Raw genomic sequence first — 16,064 nt, forward strand, 5'->3', positions numbered from 1 at the left:
CGCAGTCGCCTGCGCTGATCCTCATCGTAATTGTTCTTGGGAAACGATCGTAAAGCCATCGATGACCGTGTCTTCCTCGACCTCGATCAACAGGCATCGTTTCCCTTGATAGTTGACTTGTTTGACGTACTTCAAGTCTTGCGGACTGATCGCGATATTTGCGACCTTCGTATTGATTTTAATCGATTTCGCTTCATAGTTCGGGACGATGTTACTTGCCTTCATCTCGTATGTCGGATCGTCAACGACCGTCTTAAACGCCCGTTCGACCTGCTCCGTGCTGACGTCTTCGACACCGCTTGCCTTGAGGACACGCTCGACTTCCTGAACGTCGAGCATCGGTACTTCTTCTTCATCCTGATCCTCTTCGACGACGATCAACTGGTTGATGTTTTCATAGACACCAGCTAACGTCTTCGTATCCATCGATTCACCGACGACTGATTTGACGATTTCCTCGAAGATCGCTTTATCCTCATCTGCCGTGACGATCGGTTGACCGTTCAAGACGTTTTCAAGGAAGCCAAAATCTGGTTTATTCGGCTTGCCCGCCGCATACAGGACATGATTGACGTCTGCTGCATTGTCGGTGAAGGTCGGGAAGAGGAATCCACCAATTGGCGACGCCAGTTTGATGACCGGATTGATGAATAAGTTCGACTTGAATTCGCGTTCAACGAAATCAAAGACGAGCGATTGTTTCGGTAACTCTGTCAAGTTAAGGCTACCGAGGATGAACGGCGTCGTATAAACGTCGTCATTCGGATCGATCTCTGTCTCATCCGCTTGGCGCTTCGTCGTTTTATAGTATTGTCCGCGAATGAACGTGACGACGAGGTCATTCTCGTACTGAACGTCTTGGACCATCTTCAACGCCATCGTCTGCATCTGCTCGACCCAGTCCTCCGGCTCTTCCGCATACAGTCCTTCATAAAGGAGCTGCTGTGTGTGACCCGTCTCTCCTTCTTCCGGATGCGTGAACTTGACCTCGAACAGCTTGACGTCGAGTTTTCCACCTAATACTTTCTTGAAGTTCGCGAGGAACAGCTCCTGTTGTTCCGGATCAAGCAATGGAAACGGTCGGGCTTCCTCATGATAGATTTCGCTCGTCTCTTTTCGGATATAGACGTTGTAGATTTCATGGATTTTTAGTAAATCGGCATCCATCTTGAAGTGACGACGGATGTCGGCGATGTCTTTTTTATTCATGCATACCAGCTCCTTGAATCATTAAAATCCTGCTTCCTGAAAAGCGTACCATATGCGAGATGACCCGACATCTTTTAGAAAATCAATGCGCACGGAACGAATACGCGCGTGTGACAGGATTAACGATCTCATATTCATATTCCTGGTGGGCAGCGCGAGCTTGCGCGATGCAATTATCTAGTTCTTTTGTGTTGAAATAACGTTGTGCTTCCATCAACGTGCCACTTACGACTAAAAAGATACCAAACACGATCAACCATCCTCTGATTCGTTCGTTCATTATGTAGTCCCCTTTCTTCTCCACCTAAATCCTAACATCAGACCCTTTTATATAATGACAAAAATTTTATTTTAATAACATTTACACGATATTCATTTTCTCCTAAATAAGTGATGCCATACTAAAAATTGTGAAGGGTGTCTTCACATCATCTCGTCTCATACATAGGAGGAATGACACGTGTTCAAAGCCATCAAGTCCATCGTCATCACTACGCTCGTCTGCCTGACCGCTTTCCAATTCGATACGACGTCCGTTTCCGCGTTACCGTCGGGCATCTCATCGAAAGCGACGGCCCAGTCTCAACTCGATGCCTTAACTGTTAAAACAGAAGGCAGCATGACCGGTTATTCGCGTGATTTGTTCCCGCACTGGAGCAGTCAAGGAGGCGGCTGTGATACACGACAAGTCGTCTTAAAACGTGACGCTGATTCATATGTCGGATCGTGCCCCGTTACATCTGGTTCTTGGTATAGTTACTATGACGGACTGACATTCACGAATCCGTCTGACCTCGACATTGATCACGTCGTACCGCTTGCGGAAGCATGGCGCTCAGGAGCAAGCAGCTGGACGACAACGACTCGTCAAGCATTCGCAAACGATTTAACAGGTCCGCAATTGATTGCTGTCTCTGCAAGCTCGAACCGTTCAAAAGGGGATCAGGATCCGTCGACATGGAAGCCGACACGGGCAGGTGCGAGCTGCGCTTACTCGAAGATGTGGATCAATACGAAGAGTCGTTGGAACCTCAGCTTACAGTCGAGTGAAAAAACAGCTCTACAAACGATGTTGAACACATGTACATACTAAAAAGGAGTCGATTCGATGGAAACGAAAACCTCTACTTTTACCGCCACACATGGTGTGATGACGCAAGAAGTCGGTGTCATCAGCGGTGAACTCGAACTCCGGACGACTTGTCAGGAGGACGGAACGTTGGAACTGAAGATTGCTTACGTCGGGGCGATAGACGTCTATACGTTACCCGGCACTTATCATGTCCATGACGTCCGGGATCATGACGTCATCCATCAGATGCTCGTCAATGTACTAGAGCGAACATAACGAAAAACAGACGCTGTCCAAGTTGATGGACGGCGTCTGTTTTCGTTCTACATATTCAAAATCAGATTGTCATTATTTACTAAAGCATGCGTTTTATCTGACGTTCTATCCGGTATAGTGAAAACAACGTCATTATCCTTTCAGGGAGGAATACTTCATGCGAAACGTTTTGATTCCAACCGGCGTCATTTTAAGTGGTGCAGGTCTCTACATGGCATTAGAGAGTCACGTGCCTACGTTACTTGTTACGGGCGTCATCATGCTGTTTGGTTTCGGTATCGGTATCATCACGAAAGAAAAGTTGGAGTAATACATAGGTCCAGTCAGGGGGATAATTATGATTCAACAATTCATCAAGGAACAGCAGTCACACGATACTATTGGCGGGTTTATTGCTAAGTCTGTCGATCCGATCCTCGCCCACGTCAATCCATCGCGTTTACAAGACAACGATCTTGTACTATTGATTCAAGCTGATCAATCGATTGTTGTCTCTTTCGCTAATTCACAAGATCAATCAGATTGGACGCCACTATCACGAGAGCAGATTCATCGATCGAAAAGTCTACTTTCACTTAAGACATGCTATTTCAAAATTAAGCACGGTGAATATGCCGGAACCTATTTGATTTCACCGGATTTGATTGTGAATGATCAATTCAAGAGTGAGAAAGATTATTTAGAAGTTCTAATATAAACAACGAATAAGTAACTTATAAATGTTTTATCAAGACGATTTCGTCTTTAATCGGAACTCCCTTTTCATTGTACAACGGAATTTCCGGTTTTATTTTGCGTGCAAGTTCTACAGCATTCGGAATCACCTGCGATACTGTATATCCTCTGCTTTCTTCAAGACTATCCAGTGAAATGATTCCGCATGTCTGTGAAGTAATATGATAGGTGATCAGTCCAATGATTTCATAATCATTGTTCGTGGAATAAAACCCGTCTAACAGACTACAATTATGAACACTTATTAAAATTACCTATTTCTTTGTAAAAAAGGAATTAACTTATTATCCTACTTCGACTTAAACAATATGAGTAATTACTCTGTCATCATTTATCGCTATCTAGAATTAAATTTGCTAAAGTCTTATCTGATTTTCCACCTTTATAATTTAATGATTTTTTATGTAAGATTGTAATCATAGCTATTAATTATATACTTTGAACTGCATTAAAAATTATCTGTACAGTTAATAATTATGAAACAACTTTATTATCATTCTTTTTATAAAAAGAATATAAATAATGGTCTACGAGAAAGAAAAATAAGTTGCGTTCATGTATAATATTACAATCAAAGAAAAAATAGATTAATCAATTGATAATATTAATTTTTCTTAAAAGAGAGGCTAAATAGAAGTGAAAAAACCAAAAGCGATCGACTTATTTTGTGGAGCTGGAGGAGTATCCCAAGCATTAAAAAAATATTTTGAAATTGTTACCGCAATCGAATACGATCCAATAATAGCAAAAACATACGAATTAAATCATGGAAGTGAACATCTGATTATAAATGATATTAAAAAAGTGACGAAAGAAGATTTTATAAAGAAAGCAGGATTAAAACAAAATCAACTAGATTTGTTAGTGTCAACCCCCCCCTGTCAAGGTTTTTCAAGACACTCAAGAAAAAAAGCGCTTGACAGTAAAGACGAAAGAAATAAATTAATACTTGAGACAATACGAATAGCTGATATTTTTCATCCTGAATTTATTTTTTTTGAGAACGTAGATAATATAGTCAATTATAAAATATTTCATACATTTTTAAGAAAGTTAGCTAATTTAAATGCATCTGGACAAAAAAAAAATCCTAGTCGTCCCTCTTACCATATAAACTTTAAAATCATCAGTGTCAATAAATATGGTGTTCCACAAAAAAGAAAAAGATTAATACTTCTGGCTAAAAAAATTAATAATTTTCCATTTGTTGAAGGGGTAATAAAAATTCCTAAAAATAAATTACCTATCGTTACTTCTCCCCTTAATCTATGGCCCAAAGAGCAATTATCTCCATTACTCGGAGTTCATCTTTCAAAGTATAATCTTAATCCAATTTCTGCTGGAGAAACTGACTTGTTTGATCCTCTTCATTCTTGTAGAAATCTATCAGAATTAAATTTAGAGAGAATTCGATATACTCCACATGATGGAGGTAGCAGAAATTCTTGGCCAGAATATTTATTGTTAAACTGCCATAAAAAGGGTAATGTGGGCTTCGGAGATGTGTATGGTAGAATGAATAGATACGATTATGCTCCAACTATCACATGTGGTTGCATAAGTTATACTAAGGGACGTTTCGGTCATCCAACTGAAGACAGAGCCATAAGCCTTAGAGAAGCTGCTCTCATACAAACTTTCCCTTTGGATTATAAATTCACGGGCGAACTATCTGACATTCCCTATAAAGGTTCAAAGGATGTTATGGCAACTCAAATAGGAAATGCTGTTCCTGTAAAACTGGCTGAGATTTTTATTAAGGAGTTTTACTCAAGATTAACAATCAATAAAATAGACAAAAAAATATTTTCCATTCAGAATGACGAAAAGTGCAATTTTTCTCTTAGTTGAACTGAACCCCGAATGATAGATACTTGAAAAAAGTGTATCATTCGGGGTTTTTCGTGTGCATACGAATCGCTATAATGAACCTATTCAATCAGACGGGAGAAACAATCATGAGTAAAATCATCTTCACTATGATCCAAATCAACCAGCTCGAAGAAAATCCGAACGTCGCTTCCGTATCAGAACGATCGATCCAGTACAAGACCGAGTTCGAGGTCAGGGCCGTACGTGAGAATATGGAAGGAAAGGGACCTCAACAAATCTTCACGGAGGCCGGATTCGACCTGACGGTGATCGGGAAACGAAAAGCGCATTCTGCGTTGATTCGCTGGCGCCAAACGTTCCGAAAAGATGGAGAGGAGGGTCTCCGGAACGACAAACGTGGAAAGACACTGGGAGGCGGACGCCCGAAGACAGACGAGTCGATGGAGAGACGGTTGGCGAAGGCAGAGGCACGGATCAAATACCTGACGGCAGAGAACGAGCTCTTAAAAAAGCTAGAGCAGTTAGAGGGGCCGGCGAAACATACGAACTGACACCAGCAGAGAAATATCAGGTCATCAACACCGTCATCCGCATCGCACAGATTAAGAATCTCGTCCACCCACTATGTGAGATTGCCGGAGTGAGCCGCAGTGGCTATTACTCTTGGTTGACCCGTGCCGAGGCGGATTCTCCGACTGATGCGCAAATTTAACATCGTGACTAAAATCCGGAGGATGAATCCGTATCGCAAGCTCTCTCCGGCGACGCACGAGCATCGCATCGCGTCGTGCCGAACCGATTGAACCGCAAGTTCCGACAGAGCGAGCCCGGGAAGGTATTCGTGACCGATATCACCTATCTCCCCATCGCCTCTGGCGAGAACGTCTATCTGTCTTGTGTGAAGGACGTCGCCACACGCGAGATCGTGGCATACAAACTCTTCACAGATCTTCGTATGGACCTCGTCTTTCAGACGATGAAAAAGCTCGAAGAGCATCTCCAGGGGAATCGACATCCCGAGGCGATTATTCATTCGGACCAAGGCTTCCACTACACCCATCCGGGCTACCAGCGACTCATTGGCGACCTCGGACTGGTTCAGTCCATGTCCCGTCGGGGCAACTGCCTCGATAACGCACCGATCGAATCGTTCTTTGGTCATTTGAAGGACTATGTCGCCAACCGTTCGTGCGAGTCAATCGAGGAGGTTCGAGAGATGATCGGGGACTACATCAGCTATTACAACTACGAACGCGGTCAATGGAACCTAAAAAAGATGACCCCGAAACAATATCGGGACCATCTGATCGCAGCATAGAAAACGTGGTCTTTTTATTAAACTGTCCATTTTACGTGGCTCAGTTCAAGTTGAGAAGAATTGCACTTTCTTAAATCAATTAATTAAAAGAATGATATTTAATAAAAATAGTAGGTGAAAATAATTATCATAGTTTATCAATAGTAACTATAAATACAATTTTTAATCAATATATCGTTTTTAGTACAAATAAAGGCATCATTCATTTTCCATTAACTTCATAAAGTTTGAAATATAATTTGACTCTTTATAGAAAATTTCATTAATTCCTGCTCTAGATTGGTAAGCAATGTAACGATTCATTATATTTTGAATATAGTCCTTTTTTAACGTAAGCAAGGATTCTTTTTCATCTAAGTCTGATAATTCTATTGTGCAAGTATCGAAAAAATTCCATTTGATATAGATTAATTCCTCATCTAACGGCAATGGCATAAAATAACAACCATTCTTATTATTCTTCAAATCATCTCTAGAAGGTTTATCGATCTTATCACCTATTAAGAATTTGTATTTGTTATTTATAGAAGCTGGTCGTTCTGTGTCACATAAAGGAGTAATGCACAATAAATAACTATCATCTTTTAAATTTTTAATGACACTTCCTGTTTTAATTTTCTTATCTCCTAAAGAAATAAATTTCAAAATTTTAGTGAAATTTAAAGACTGTTGCTTAAATGATTCAATAAATTTTTCTTTTTCTTGTGCGTTGTAATCGTCTAAAAATAATATGAGAAAAAGGGTATCACCTTTTATTCTATCAAAATACTTACCTTTCACAACGTCTTCTGGCAAATGCTTTTTCAACATATCAGATAATTTATTTTTGAAACACTCTACAGAATTAGAATTTTCTAAATTATTCACTAAATCTTTAATGAAATTATAATTTTTAAATAATTTAATTACTTGAGTATTTAGCTTAGAGATAAGATTAAGAAGCTCTACTAACTCTTCTAGTGATTTTTTATGATTATCTGTCTTTGTGTGATTATCAAGATCTTTTTCAAATATATTTAATTTTTTTACAATATTCATTTTTTTTGTTTCGAATAAAAAATTTCTTTTTTCGCTCTCAAAAATAGTGTTATCGTTTTCTATAACACTCGATACTAACGTTTCATTAATAAATTGAGAAACTTTGTTATTTGAAAGATTAGAAGTTATCATCTGAGAAAATAACACTTTTTCAAATGGAGCGTTGAAATTTGTCATTGATTTACCAAGATTAGCATTTAATGCGTTAGCGCTTTCCATTAAATGAATTGTTATACTTTTACTTTCTAATAAAATCTGAGCAATATTCTTAATTATATTCTCTGGCTTTGTATTTTTAGTCATAATTATTCCAAATAATGATTTAGAAGGTTCACTATCTTTTTCCTCAAAAATAAATAAATCTTCTTCTTCAAAGCCTTCTATCTTTTTACAAGCAAACGTACTTTGTAATTTCGCCTGTACACTCTGAGTATCTTCTTGTGTATAAATAACAGCACATTTAAGTCCCTTTTTTGATGAAATAAAGTTATTGATTATTTCAATAGCTATTTCGCCCATTGTCGAATTGTCGTAAGATGAAGGTTCTAAATTCCAATCAACAATTAAAAGCTTAGAATTATTTAAAGTATTTTTTAAAACACCTATATCATTTTTATCATTATATTTCCAAGGCATAATAACGAAACCCTCTTTTATAAACTCTTGGTAGGTTTCAAATGGTGTATTCAAATTTTCTTCATTTTGCTTGTCAGATTCAATACTATCGTCTTCTTCTGATTGTTCCCAAAAAATTTCATCCGAACTTCCAATTCCTAAATCATTATCAGTTAAAGTATCTTGATTATCGATTTTATTAGTAACTAGTTCAAGATTATCGTCAATTATTACAGCACTATTAAAGTACTCTTTTACAATTTTTTGAACAACTTGTTGCTCACTCATTTTGATTTTCCTCCTGTTAAAACTACCTTACTATTGAATTCAATACAAAAACATGCCCCTGATAACTCTGTAAGAAAGTTATTTGGATCGATAGCAAAAAATTGATGTCCATTATGTTCTAGAATATCTCTGGATAAAAACAAACCTAGACCTCTACCTCCTACTTTCTTAGTAAAATAAGGTTCAAAAATATAAGGTATATCTATTGGTTTTATACCAGGACCTGTATCTTGTACATACAACTTCGTCATATTGTAATCCATATAAAAATGAATTTCTCTTTTTTCTTGGTTGAGCAACCAGTAAATAGAGTTAGAAATTATGTTAATAAGAGGAGTGAATAGTACAGCTTCCACTTCTTTTATAATAACGTCTTCAGGTATCTCATTAATTATCTGGATGTCATATCTTTTTAAATCTGTACTAAAGTATTCTACCAGCGTTCCGATAAACTTCTTCAAATTGATTTCGCTTTTAATATTCCGTGATTGTCTATACAAGGGGCTCATTCTTTCATGCAAACGTTCTAAAGAACGAAACGCGCGATTACTTTTTTGTAGAACAGGAAGTAAAGAAGTATTTTTAAGTTTTAAATCTAGAATTTTATAATTTCTTTTAATTTCTTGATATAAAGCATTAAATTCATGACTTGTTAATTCTGCAGCTAAACCTACAGCAGAAATATCACGATACATATCCACTTCTTTTTTCAATATTCCAATCAATTGATCATCTGTATAATCATTGTTCTTAATAATATTGTTGAAATTTTCAATCATATTTTTTGCTTTTATATGAAATTCCTTTGATAAAATATCATTTTTTACTAATAGTGTTTTTTCGTGAATTGAAAACTTTTGCATTTGAATTAAATTGACGATATTTCTTATTTTTTCAATTAATAAAGCACTATCAGCAGATAAATCTGCAGATTTTAATTGATTGTACAGTGGTTCTAATTCACTAAGTTTTAGTGTTAATTCTTGATTTTCTTCTTCAATTGATTTAAATTCTTTTCTTAAATTATCAGTGTATTCATCAAAAATCTTATTTGTTATCTTTTTTAGATCAATGGCAATATTTTTTTCATAATCTTCTTTGAATCTTTTAATGATTTTCGAGGTATCCTCTACATCACTTTTTAAAGTATTAATTTGATCTAATGTATCAATTATTGTTTCTTCTTCAGATTTTAAATTATTTTCATATTTTTTTAAAATAATTAATTCTTCTTCTATAATGATTTTTTGAAAATATGTTTCAAGTCTTGTAATTTCTCTTTTTATTTCACTATTATTTTCTTTTATAATTCCCATGATATTAGAAGGTATTGTATATCTTAAGTTAGGTGTGATAATTAAATTTTCTAATTTTTTTATTATTTCACGATGATGTAATTTCAATTTGATTATTTTTTCTCTTAGATAACTTCTAAAATTTATTTTAGTTGGATTTAAATTGTTTCTAAATCTAATTAATTCGTCATTAAAACTTTTTTCTATTGTTCTAACTGTCTTTTTTAAATTAGCATGTACAGATTGAACATTTTTTTGCAAATTTAGTAAATATATTTCTTGATTTTTCTCTTCTTCTTTCTGTGCTTCACGCAGCTGTCTCTCAACTGCAAATTTCTCTAGTCTTTCTCTTCTTCTCCCACTATCTTTATCTTTAGTTTCAAGAAATTCATAAGCCCACCATTCTAGCATATTAAGAGTGACGTCTTTAAAATAATGATAATATTGATTTTCTATAAAACCCTCCCTGCTCGATTTATCAAGTAACTTTCCATTAAGTTCCTTAGTAATTTCAATGTATCCAAACATTCTTCTAAAACTAAAAGGAAAATCAGAAGCACGTTTACTTCTTATCGCTTCAAGTTCAAGAAAATCATTTCCTGGTTCTCCATAAGGCAATATTCGTAATCCATCCCTAAATACAAAAATTCCACCTATTTCATCTAATTTTTTCGTTATTTTTTTATGTGAATCTTTATCTAAAGCAGAATTAGACTTGTTTCCTTCGACGAAGTACCAATTTATTGATAGGGGACCACAATCTTTTCCGATTTTATATTCTATTCCTTGAGTTAATTCTTTATTTTCAAACGGAATTTCCTCAATCTCCTCTTCGCTGTGTTTTATTTTACATACACCAGAAAACTTCCCGTTATTTATAATTCCTTTAACTGAATAATCATATAAATGAATATCATCTTCATTAAACCAAGTTTGATCATTTAAATTTACTCCATTTATTATTATAGAAGGCTCAAAACTAATCTTCTTTTCTTCAACCTCATTATCAAATTTTGCTATAGGATTTTCAAACGAGTAAAGAGTTCCTATTAACCTTTTATGCCTTCTTAGCATACTTTTTTCTTTCGTTCCTGAGATATAAGAATCCCAACTCCAAGTGTATTCCAGATTACTAATATGAAATATTGTTCCATTTTTACTTTGATTTACTTTATAGATTTCACTTAAAACCTTATTTGTAATTTTAAAATCTTCAATTTGTTGAGTAACTTTTAAAATAATTTTGTCACTCCAAATTTCTTTATTGTTGAAATTTTTCAGAAGATGAGTTTTAAATTCATTAAACTTATTATCAATAAATACTTTTAATTCTTCAAATGTATCAAAAGATTTTATTGGTAATTCTATATCTTCAAGAAACATATGTTCATTCCTAAATAATTCCCAGTGCAAATAAAGTATTGACCATTCTTTTTCTTTTTTAGAAATAAGAAGTAATTGGTCTCCTAGTAAAGATATTGCAAGACGCCCAATTCCTTTTTCTCCAATTTTAACTCGTCCTTTTCTAGTTTTTTTTATATTATTAGTTTTAGAATGTGTTCCTAAAGTAAGCCATTTCTCTTCTATATCTTTTCTTGTCATTCCTTCGCCGTCGTCGGAAATAATTATTTGATTTTGTTTAGTATTTACATCAATAGTTCCATAATTAGCATCAGCATCGTAAGAGTTACGAAGTAATTCAGATATGGCAGTTACTTCATCACGAATTTGTTGTTTACCTAACAAATCTACAGCTCTTGCTCTAGTTCTAAAAGTAGCCATAATATCCTCCTAGTTATACATTATTTCTAAATATAATAATATTTTACAACTTTTCAGCATAAAAAGCATATCATGTATAATTTATTCCAATTTAATCTCTATTAAATTGAATTGATATAATAAAATTTTATAATTATATACTTATATAGTAATATTAAACATATATAAGAATTCTTCATTAAGCTTTCAATGCGCCTTATTTTTCGGTACCAGATAATCTAATTTTTCTTAAATTCGTTCTTATTTACAGTAATTTAAATGAGACCTCTTTTTTCGTTACTCACTACTCCGTTTATCATTTACTACTGCCCACTCCACTTGAATATACATTTTGGCCCATTCAAAAACACCTCCGATGTTAGTACCTTTTAAAGGTGTAACGCCCCGAAGATGCTTTTTTATTGTCTAATTTTTACGTTAACCTAAACTACTTACATAGAATAAAGCTTGCATACTATATTTTATAGAGAATTCGCTAGTATCTAAAACCCAAACTTCGTACATATTCTGTTCAATAGTTTATCAATTCGAATATTCTTAAACAAATACAGGATGACTTTATAATCTACAAAAAACTTTTTATCGTTCAAAAAAATATAGAAATAAACCAATGAGTAAGAATCAACTTCATATCCAATTCCTAATATCACCTTCATATCTTATTAATTCTTACATTATATTAGAATTTAGGATTTTAAAATCTCACTTACTTATGATACGGTTCATTCCGATTAATCCGGTACGCCCGATAAATCTGTTCACAGAGGATCATCTTCATCAATTGATGCGGGAATGTCATCTTTGAAAACGAGATCGTATCATTTGCCCGCTGCATCACTTCTGGTGCAAGACCAAGTGATCCGCCGATGACGAAAGCAATTTTACTCTTGCCGTATGTCGCGAGTTGATCGAGTTCTTTTGCGAACTGTTCACTCGTCCGTTGTTTTCCTTCGATAGCAAGTGCGAGGACGTGAACGTCGGGTCCGATCTTCGCTAAAATCCGTTCGCCCTCTTTTTTCTTCACTTGCGCCATCTCCGCTTCACTCAATTGCTCCGGTGCCTTTTCGTCCGCGACCTCGATTTCTTGGATCGAACAGTAGGCGCCGAGACGCTTCGTATATTCAGCGATGCCTTGCTTCAAATACTTCTCTTTTAGCTTTCCGACCGTAATGATGGTAATTTGCATCTTATTTCTCGCTTTCTGACAGAAAATTCAGGAGTTATCCACAGAGTTATCCACAAATCCACATGTTGATATTTATTTTTTGCTTGACACAAGATATGTTGCCGGTGCGTCACAGTATTCACAGGTGATGTTTTTTTCTGGATTTAGCTGATCGAGAATCGGGTATTGTTCTGTTTCATCTACGATTTCGTCAAGCGCGAGCTCGACATGTTCTAAACAGACGTACTTATCCACAGGTGGTCTCCTCCTTTCACTTATCCACATTTATCCGCTTCCAGTATAACAAATATCGACCTTCCTGACCGGAAAAGGCGCAGGTTTCCTCACTCAAAAAAACCATCCACAGGTCGGACCTGTGGATGGTTTTTCAGATTATGCTTTACTGAACAGTTGGTGACTGAGCTGACAACTTCACATCTGCTGTCTGTTTTTCACCGCCACGGTAGAACGTGACTTTGACCGTTTCGCCAACTTTTGCATCCCGGTAGAGAACACTTTTTAGATCAGCGAACGATGCGATCGCTTTTCCGTTGATCTCAACGATGACATCGTTTGCCTTCATACCCGCTTTTTCGGCTCCGCTGTTACGTGTCAGACCGACGACGACGATTCCTTTCGTGACATCATTCGGTAATTTCAGACGATCTTCGCGATATCCGCTTGGGAATTCCTGCACGTCACGAATCTGAATCCCGAGCTGTGGACGAACGACTTCACCATTTTGCTCGAGATCACGCATGATTGGTAACGCTTCGTTGATCGGAATCGCAAACCCGACTCCTTCGACACTTGCTTCCGCAATCTTCATCGAGTTGATCCCGATCAATTGACCGGCTGTGTTGATGAGCGCTCCACCCGAGTTCCCCGGGTTGATCGCTGCATCGGTTTGGATGACTTCCGTGTTGAAGTCTTGCTGTCCATCCTTGTTCGTATCGACTGGAACTGTCCGTTCCTGCGCACTGATGACACCGCGTGTGACGGAGTTCGCGAAGATTCCGAGTGGGTTTCCGATCGCAAGCACCGTTTCACCGGCACGTAACGTATCCGAATCCCCCAGTTTTGCGACTTGTGTCACTTTCGATGAATCAATCGACAAGACCGCTAAATCGTACGTCGGATCTTCCCCGAGGACTTTTGCCTCGAGTGCTGTTCCGTCGGATAACGTGACAGACAGGCGGCTCGCGCCTTCGACGACGTGGTAGTTCGTAACGACGTAGGCTTTATTGCCGTCTTTTTTATAGATGACGCCGGACCCCGCACCCGTTTCCTGATCGGTTCCTTGGAACGAGCTCTGAAGGTTCGTCACGCTCACGACGGCTTCCTTCGTCTTACCGACCGCACCGACGATGTCGGCTTCATCCTCTGTCGTCTGTGTCGCAGTCTGTTCCGCTGTCGTCGACGAAACCGGAGTCGGACTCGTCATCTCATCGCGGACGAACGGCCACGCGACGAGAGCAATCAACAAGGCTCCGACGATTCCGCCGATCAGACCGACGAAAAAGGCTTTTCCGGCACCGCGACGACGCGGTGGTTCTGGTTGTTCTTCATATGGTTCACGATAAGGGCTGACCGGTTCGCTCGTTGCCGGTTGACGGGGCGGGAAGCCGCTCTCATCGGATGACTGTTCGTATCGTTCGGATTCGTTCCGTGGTTCTTCGGGTCGATCCATCGACATACGCCTCCTTTATGACTCTCTTTACACAAGTATACCCCCATCACGTGGCAAGTGAGCCAAATGTGGGGGTCTTTTGAGCATATTCAGTAATTTCCCATAATCAAAGCTTTAGGAGCGGCGTCGGAATGACCGGATCCGTGTCGAGAAGCTGAATCTTACTCAGATCGACGTCACGGCTCGCGAGCGTCTGGGAGACACTCATCCGGGCGAGTTCCTTCATGTTGTTGTCCTTGCTCAAATGGGCCATATGGATCCGTTTTGTCCGATCATCAAGGACCTCGCTCATCGCGATTGCGGCATCCTCGTTCGAGACGTGTCCGTAATCCCCGAGGATCCGTCGTTTGACGCTCCACGGGTAATGTCCCATCTGGAGCATGCCGATATCATGGTTCGCTTCGAAGATATAAGCATCAGCGCCCCGAATGACACCTTTCATCCGGTCCGAGACGTATCCGGTATCCGTGATGTGCGCCAATCGTTTTCCTTCGTGTGCGAACTGGAAGAACATCGGATCGGCTGCATCGTGACTGACGTTGAATGATTCGACTTCGATGTCACCGAACTGCTTGACCTCTCCGACTTCCCAGAGGAACTTCAGCGCCGGATCGATCTTACCGATCTTCGCTTCCATCGCTGCCCATGTCTTTTCATTCGCATAGAGCGGGATATTGTACTTCCGTGCCATGATGCCGACGCCTTTGATATGGTCGGAGTGTTCATGGGTGACGAACAGACCATCGATGCCATGCGGCGATCGGTCGATCTGGTCGAACAAGGCGAGCATCGCCTTGCCGGTCAGTCCCGCGTCGACGAGCAAGCGGGTCTGTTCACTTTCGATATAGAGGGCGTTCCCCGTCGAGCCACTGGCCATGACGCTGTAGTGTAGGCTCATCGTGCATTCCTCATTTCTCTGAGACTGTATCCAATCGTTCGACGGTCTGGACGCCGCCGTCAATCGCATTGACGAAGTAGACTTCTTCATTATCGAGCTCGATTTGCCACGTCGGCGGCAGGATTTGGACCGATTCCGTACCTTCCGTGACGAGACAGAAATAACCGAGCTTGTGACTCGTCAACCGTTTTGATGCCGGGAACAAGCCTTGCTCCGACAACTGGACGATCGCTTCACTTGCCGATAACAACGTCACGTCCTGCGCTTGCCGGACGACCTTGTTCAAGTGGCGTTGTTTGTAGCTGACGATTTCCTTCGCATCGTTGAGCTGCAAGACGAGCAGGGACGGTCCGATCATCGCATCGTCCTCACGCGACTGCTGTGGTGTCGAATAGAGCGGCTGTCCCTTATACGTCTGAACGAATGTCATCTCCTGATACTTACTATCATACTTCCAAAATGTATATTCGGCACCATATCGAACTGATGCTTGAACGAACGATGAAGCAGAATCTCGCATCGTCTTCGCATCGAGTCGATACGGTTTCGTCAACCGGACCGACCACTCGACATCGTTCTTGACGGAGGCGACCGCGTCACGAATCGGTGAACTCGCGAGTGGCGCTAGCGTCCGCGCATCGACTTCGGCTGTTAAATAGCCGATGTCTCGCGTAACCGGTTGTAGTTTTTTCTCATCGATTTGACGATCCTTCAAGATCGATTTACCGGTCGCACTCGTCGCGACGATCCGCGGCTCGACCATCCGGTCCATCAATTGAATGGCGAGGTAGACGTTCAGGATCAAAAAGGTCAGCATCAATAAGGTCTTCGCTTTACTCCAGTCCATTCA

14 protein-coding genes and 1 pseudogene are annotated in these 16,064 nt (G+C 39.0%); 6 read left to right on the forward strand and 9 right to left on the reverse strand.

The window, feature by feature from the left end; translation table 11 throughout:
• Positions 1-21 precede the first annotated feature (21 nt).
• Together KNQ11_RS14280 and KNQ11_RS14285 are read right to left on the reverse strand one after the other, a co-directional pair.
• Complete coding sequence (locus KNQ11_RS14280; protein ID WP_035395462.1) at positions 22-1,209, reverse strand: DUF4317 domain-containing protein; 1,188 nt, start codon at positions 1,207-1,209, stop codon at positions 22-24.
• Between the two features lie 82 nt (positions 1,210-1,291).
• Positions 1,292-1,489 (reverse strand): hypothetical protein, encoded by a 198-nt coding sequence (locus KNQ11_RS14285; protein ID WP_029343012.1) that lies wholly within the window; start codon positions 1,487-1,489, stop codon positions 1,292-1,294.
• A 192-nt stretch (positions 1,490-1,681) separates the two neighbouring features.
• On the opposite strand from KNQ11_RS14285, the gene KNQ11_RS14290 reads away from it, so the two are divergent.
• The 6 genes and pseudogenes from KNQ11_RS14290 (at position 1,682) to KNQ11_RS14315 (ending at position 6,443) form a co-directional block, all read left to right on the forward strand.
• The gene (locus KNQ11_RS14290) at positions 1,682-2,302 is read left to right on the forward strand and encodes an HNH endonuclease family protein (RefSeq protein WP_029343013.1); all 621 of its coding nucleotides are present in this window, start codon (positions 1,682-1,684) and stop codon (positions 2,300-2,302) included.
• Between the two features lie 15 nt (positions 2,303-2,317).
• A complete protein-coding gene (locus tag KNQ11_RS14295) occupies positions 2,318-2,557 on the forward strand; it encodes a hypothetical protein (protein ID WP_214772378.1) in 240 nt (79 codons plus the stop codon).
• Between the two features lie 157 nt (positions 2,558-2,714).
• On the forward strand, positions 2,715-2,867 hold the full coding sequence (locus KNQ11_RS14300) for a hypothetical protein (protein ID WP_214772380.1): 153 nt from the start codon (positions 2,715-2,717) through the stop codon (positions 2,865-2,867).
• A 27-nt stretch (positions 2,868-2,894) separates the two neighbouring features.
• The gene (locus KNQ11_RS14305; RefSeq protein WP_214772382.1) at positions 2,895-3,254 is read left to right on the forward strand and encodes a hypothetical protein; all 360 of its coding nucleotides are present in this window, start codon (positions 2,895-2,897) and stop codon (positions 3,252-3,254) included.
• A 674-nt stretch (positions 3,255-3,928) separates the two neighbouring features.
• Positions 3,929-5,143: a DNA cytosine methyltransferase gene (locus KNQ11_RS14310; protein ID WP_214772383.1), complete on the forward strand. Its 1,215-nt coding sequence runs from the start codon at positions 3,929-3,931 to the stop codon at positions 5,141-5,143.
• Between the two features lie 107 nt (positions 5,144-5,250).
• A pseudogene (locus KNQ11_RS14315) lies at positions 5,251-6,443 on the forward strand (IS3 family transposase).
• A gap of 198 nt (positions 6,444-6,641) precedes the next feature.
• Here KNQ11_RS14315 and KNQ11_RS14320 read toward each other — a convergent pair.
• The 7 genes from KNQ11_RS14320 to KNQ11_RS14350 all read right to left on the reverse strand — a co-directional run bounded on the left by KNQ11_RS14320 (position 6,642) and on the right by KNQ11_RS14350 (position 16,061).
• Positions 6,642-8,384: a response regulator receiver domain gene (locus KNQ11_RS14320; RefSeq protein ID WP_214772385.1), complete on the reverse strand. Its 1,743-nt coding sequence runs from the start codon at positions 8,382-8,384 to the stop codon at positions 6,642-6,644.
• Positions 8,381-11,461, reverse strand: a complete 3,081-nt coding sequence (locus tag KNQ11_RS14325) for an ATP-binding protein (RefSeq protein ID WP_214772387.1) — start codon at positions 11,459-11,461, stop codon at positions 8,381-8,383. Before KNQ11_RS14325 ends, KNQ11_RS14320 begins: the two co-directional genes overlap by 4 nt.
• Positions 11,462-12,167: 706 nt before the next feature.
• Positions 12,168-12,647, reverse strand: a complete 480-nt coding sequence (gene rlmH / locus KNQ11_RS14330) for a 23S rRNA (pseudouridine(1915)-N(3))-methyltransferase RlmH (protein WP_023469837.1) — start codon at positions 12,645-12,647, stop codon at positions 12,168-12,170.
• A gap of 72 nt (positions 12,648-12,719) precedes the next feature.
• Entirely contained in the window at positions 12,720-12,881 is a 162-nt protein-coding gene (locus KNQ11_RS14335) for a CxxH/CxxC protein (protein WP_023469838.1), read from the reverse strand.
• 145 nt (positions 12,882-13,026) lie between these two features.
• Complete coding sequence (locus KNQ11_RS14340) at positions 13,027-14,316, reverse strand: S1C family serine protease (RefSeq protein ID WP_023469839.1); 1,290 nt, start codon at positions 14,314-14,316, stop codon at positions 13,027-13,029.
• Positions 14,317-14,422: 106 nt separating this feature from the next.
• Positions 14,423-15,214: an MBL fold metallo-hydrolase gene (locus KNQ11_RS14345; protein ID WP_023469840.1), complete on the reverse strand. Its 792-nt coding sequence runs from the start codon at positions 15,212-15,214 to the stop codon at positions 14,423-14,425.
• A gap of 10 nt (positions 15,215-15,224) precedes the next feature.
• A complete protein-coding gene (locus KNQ11_RS14350; RefSeq protein WP_023469841.1) occupies positions 15,225-16,061 on the reverse strand; it encodes a two-component system regulatory protein YycI in 837 nt (278 codons plus the stop codon).
• Positions 16,062-16,064: the final 3 nt, after the last annotated feature.

The sequence above is a fragment of the Exiguobacterium sp. s39 genome (genome assembly GCF_018618925.1).
In the GTDB taxonomy this organism is placed as follows: domain Bacteria; phylum Bacillota; class Bacilli; order Exiguobacteriales; family Exiguobacteriaceae; genus Exiguobacterium_A; species Exiguobacterium_A abrahamii.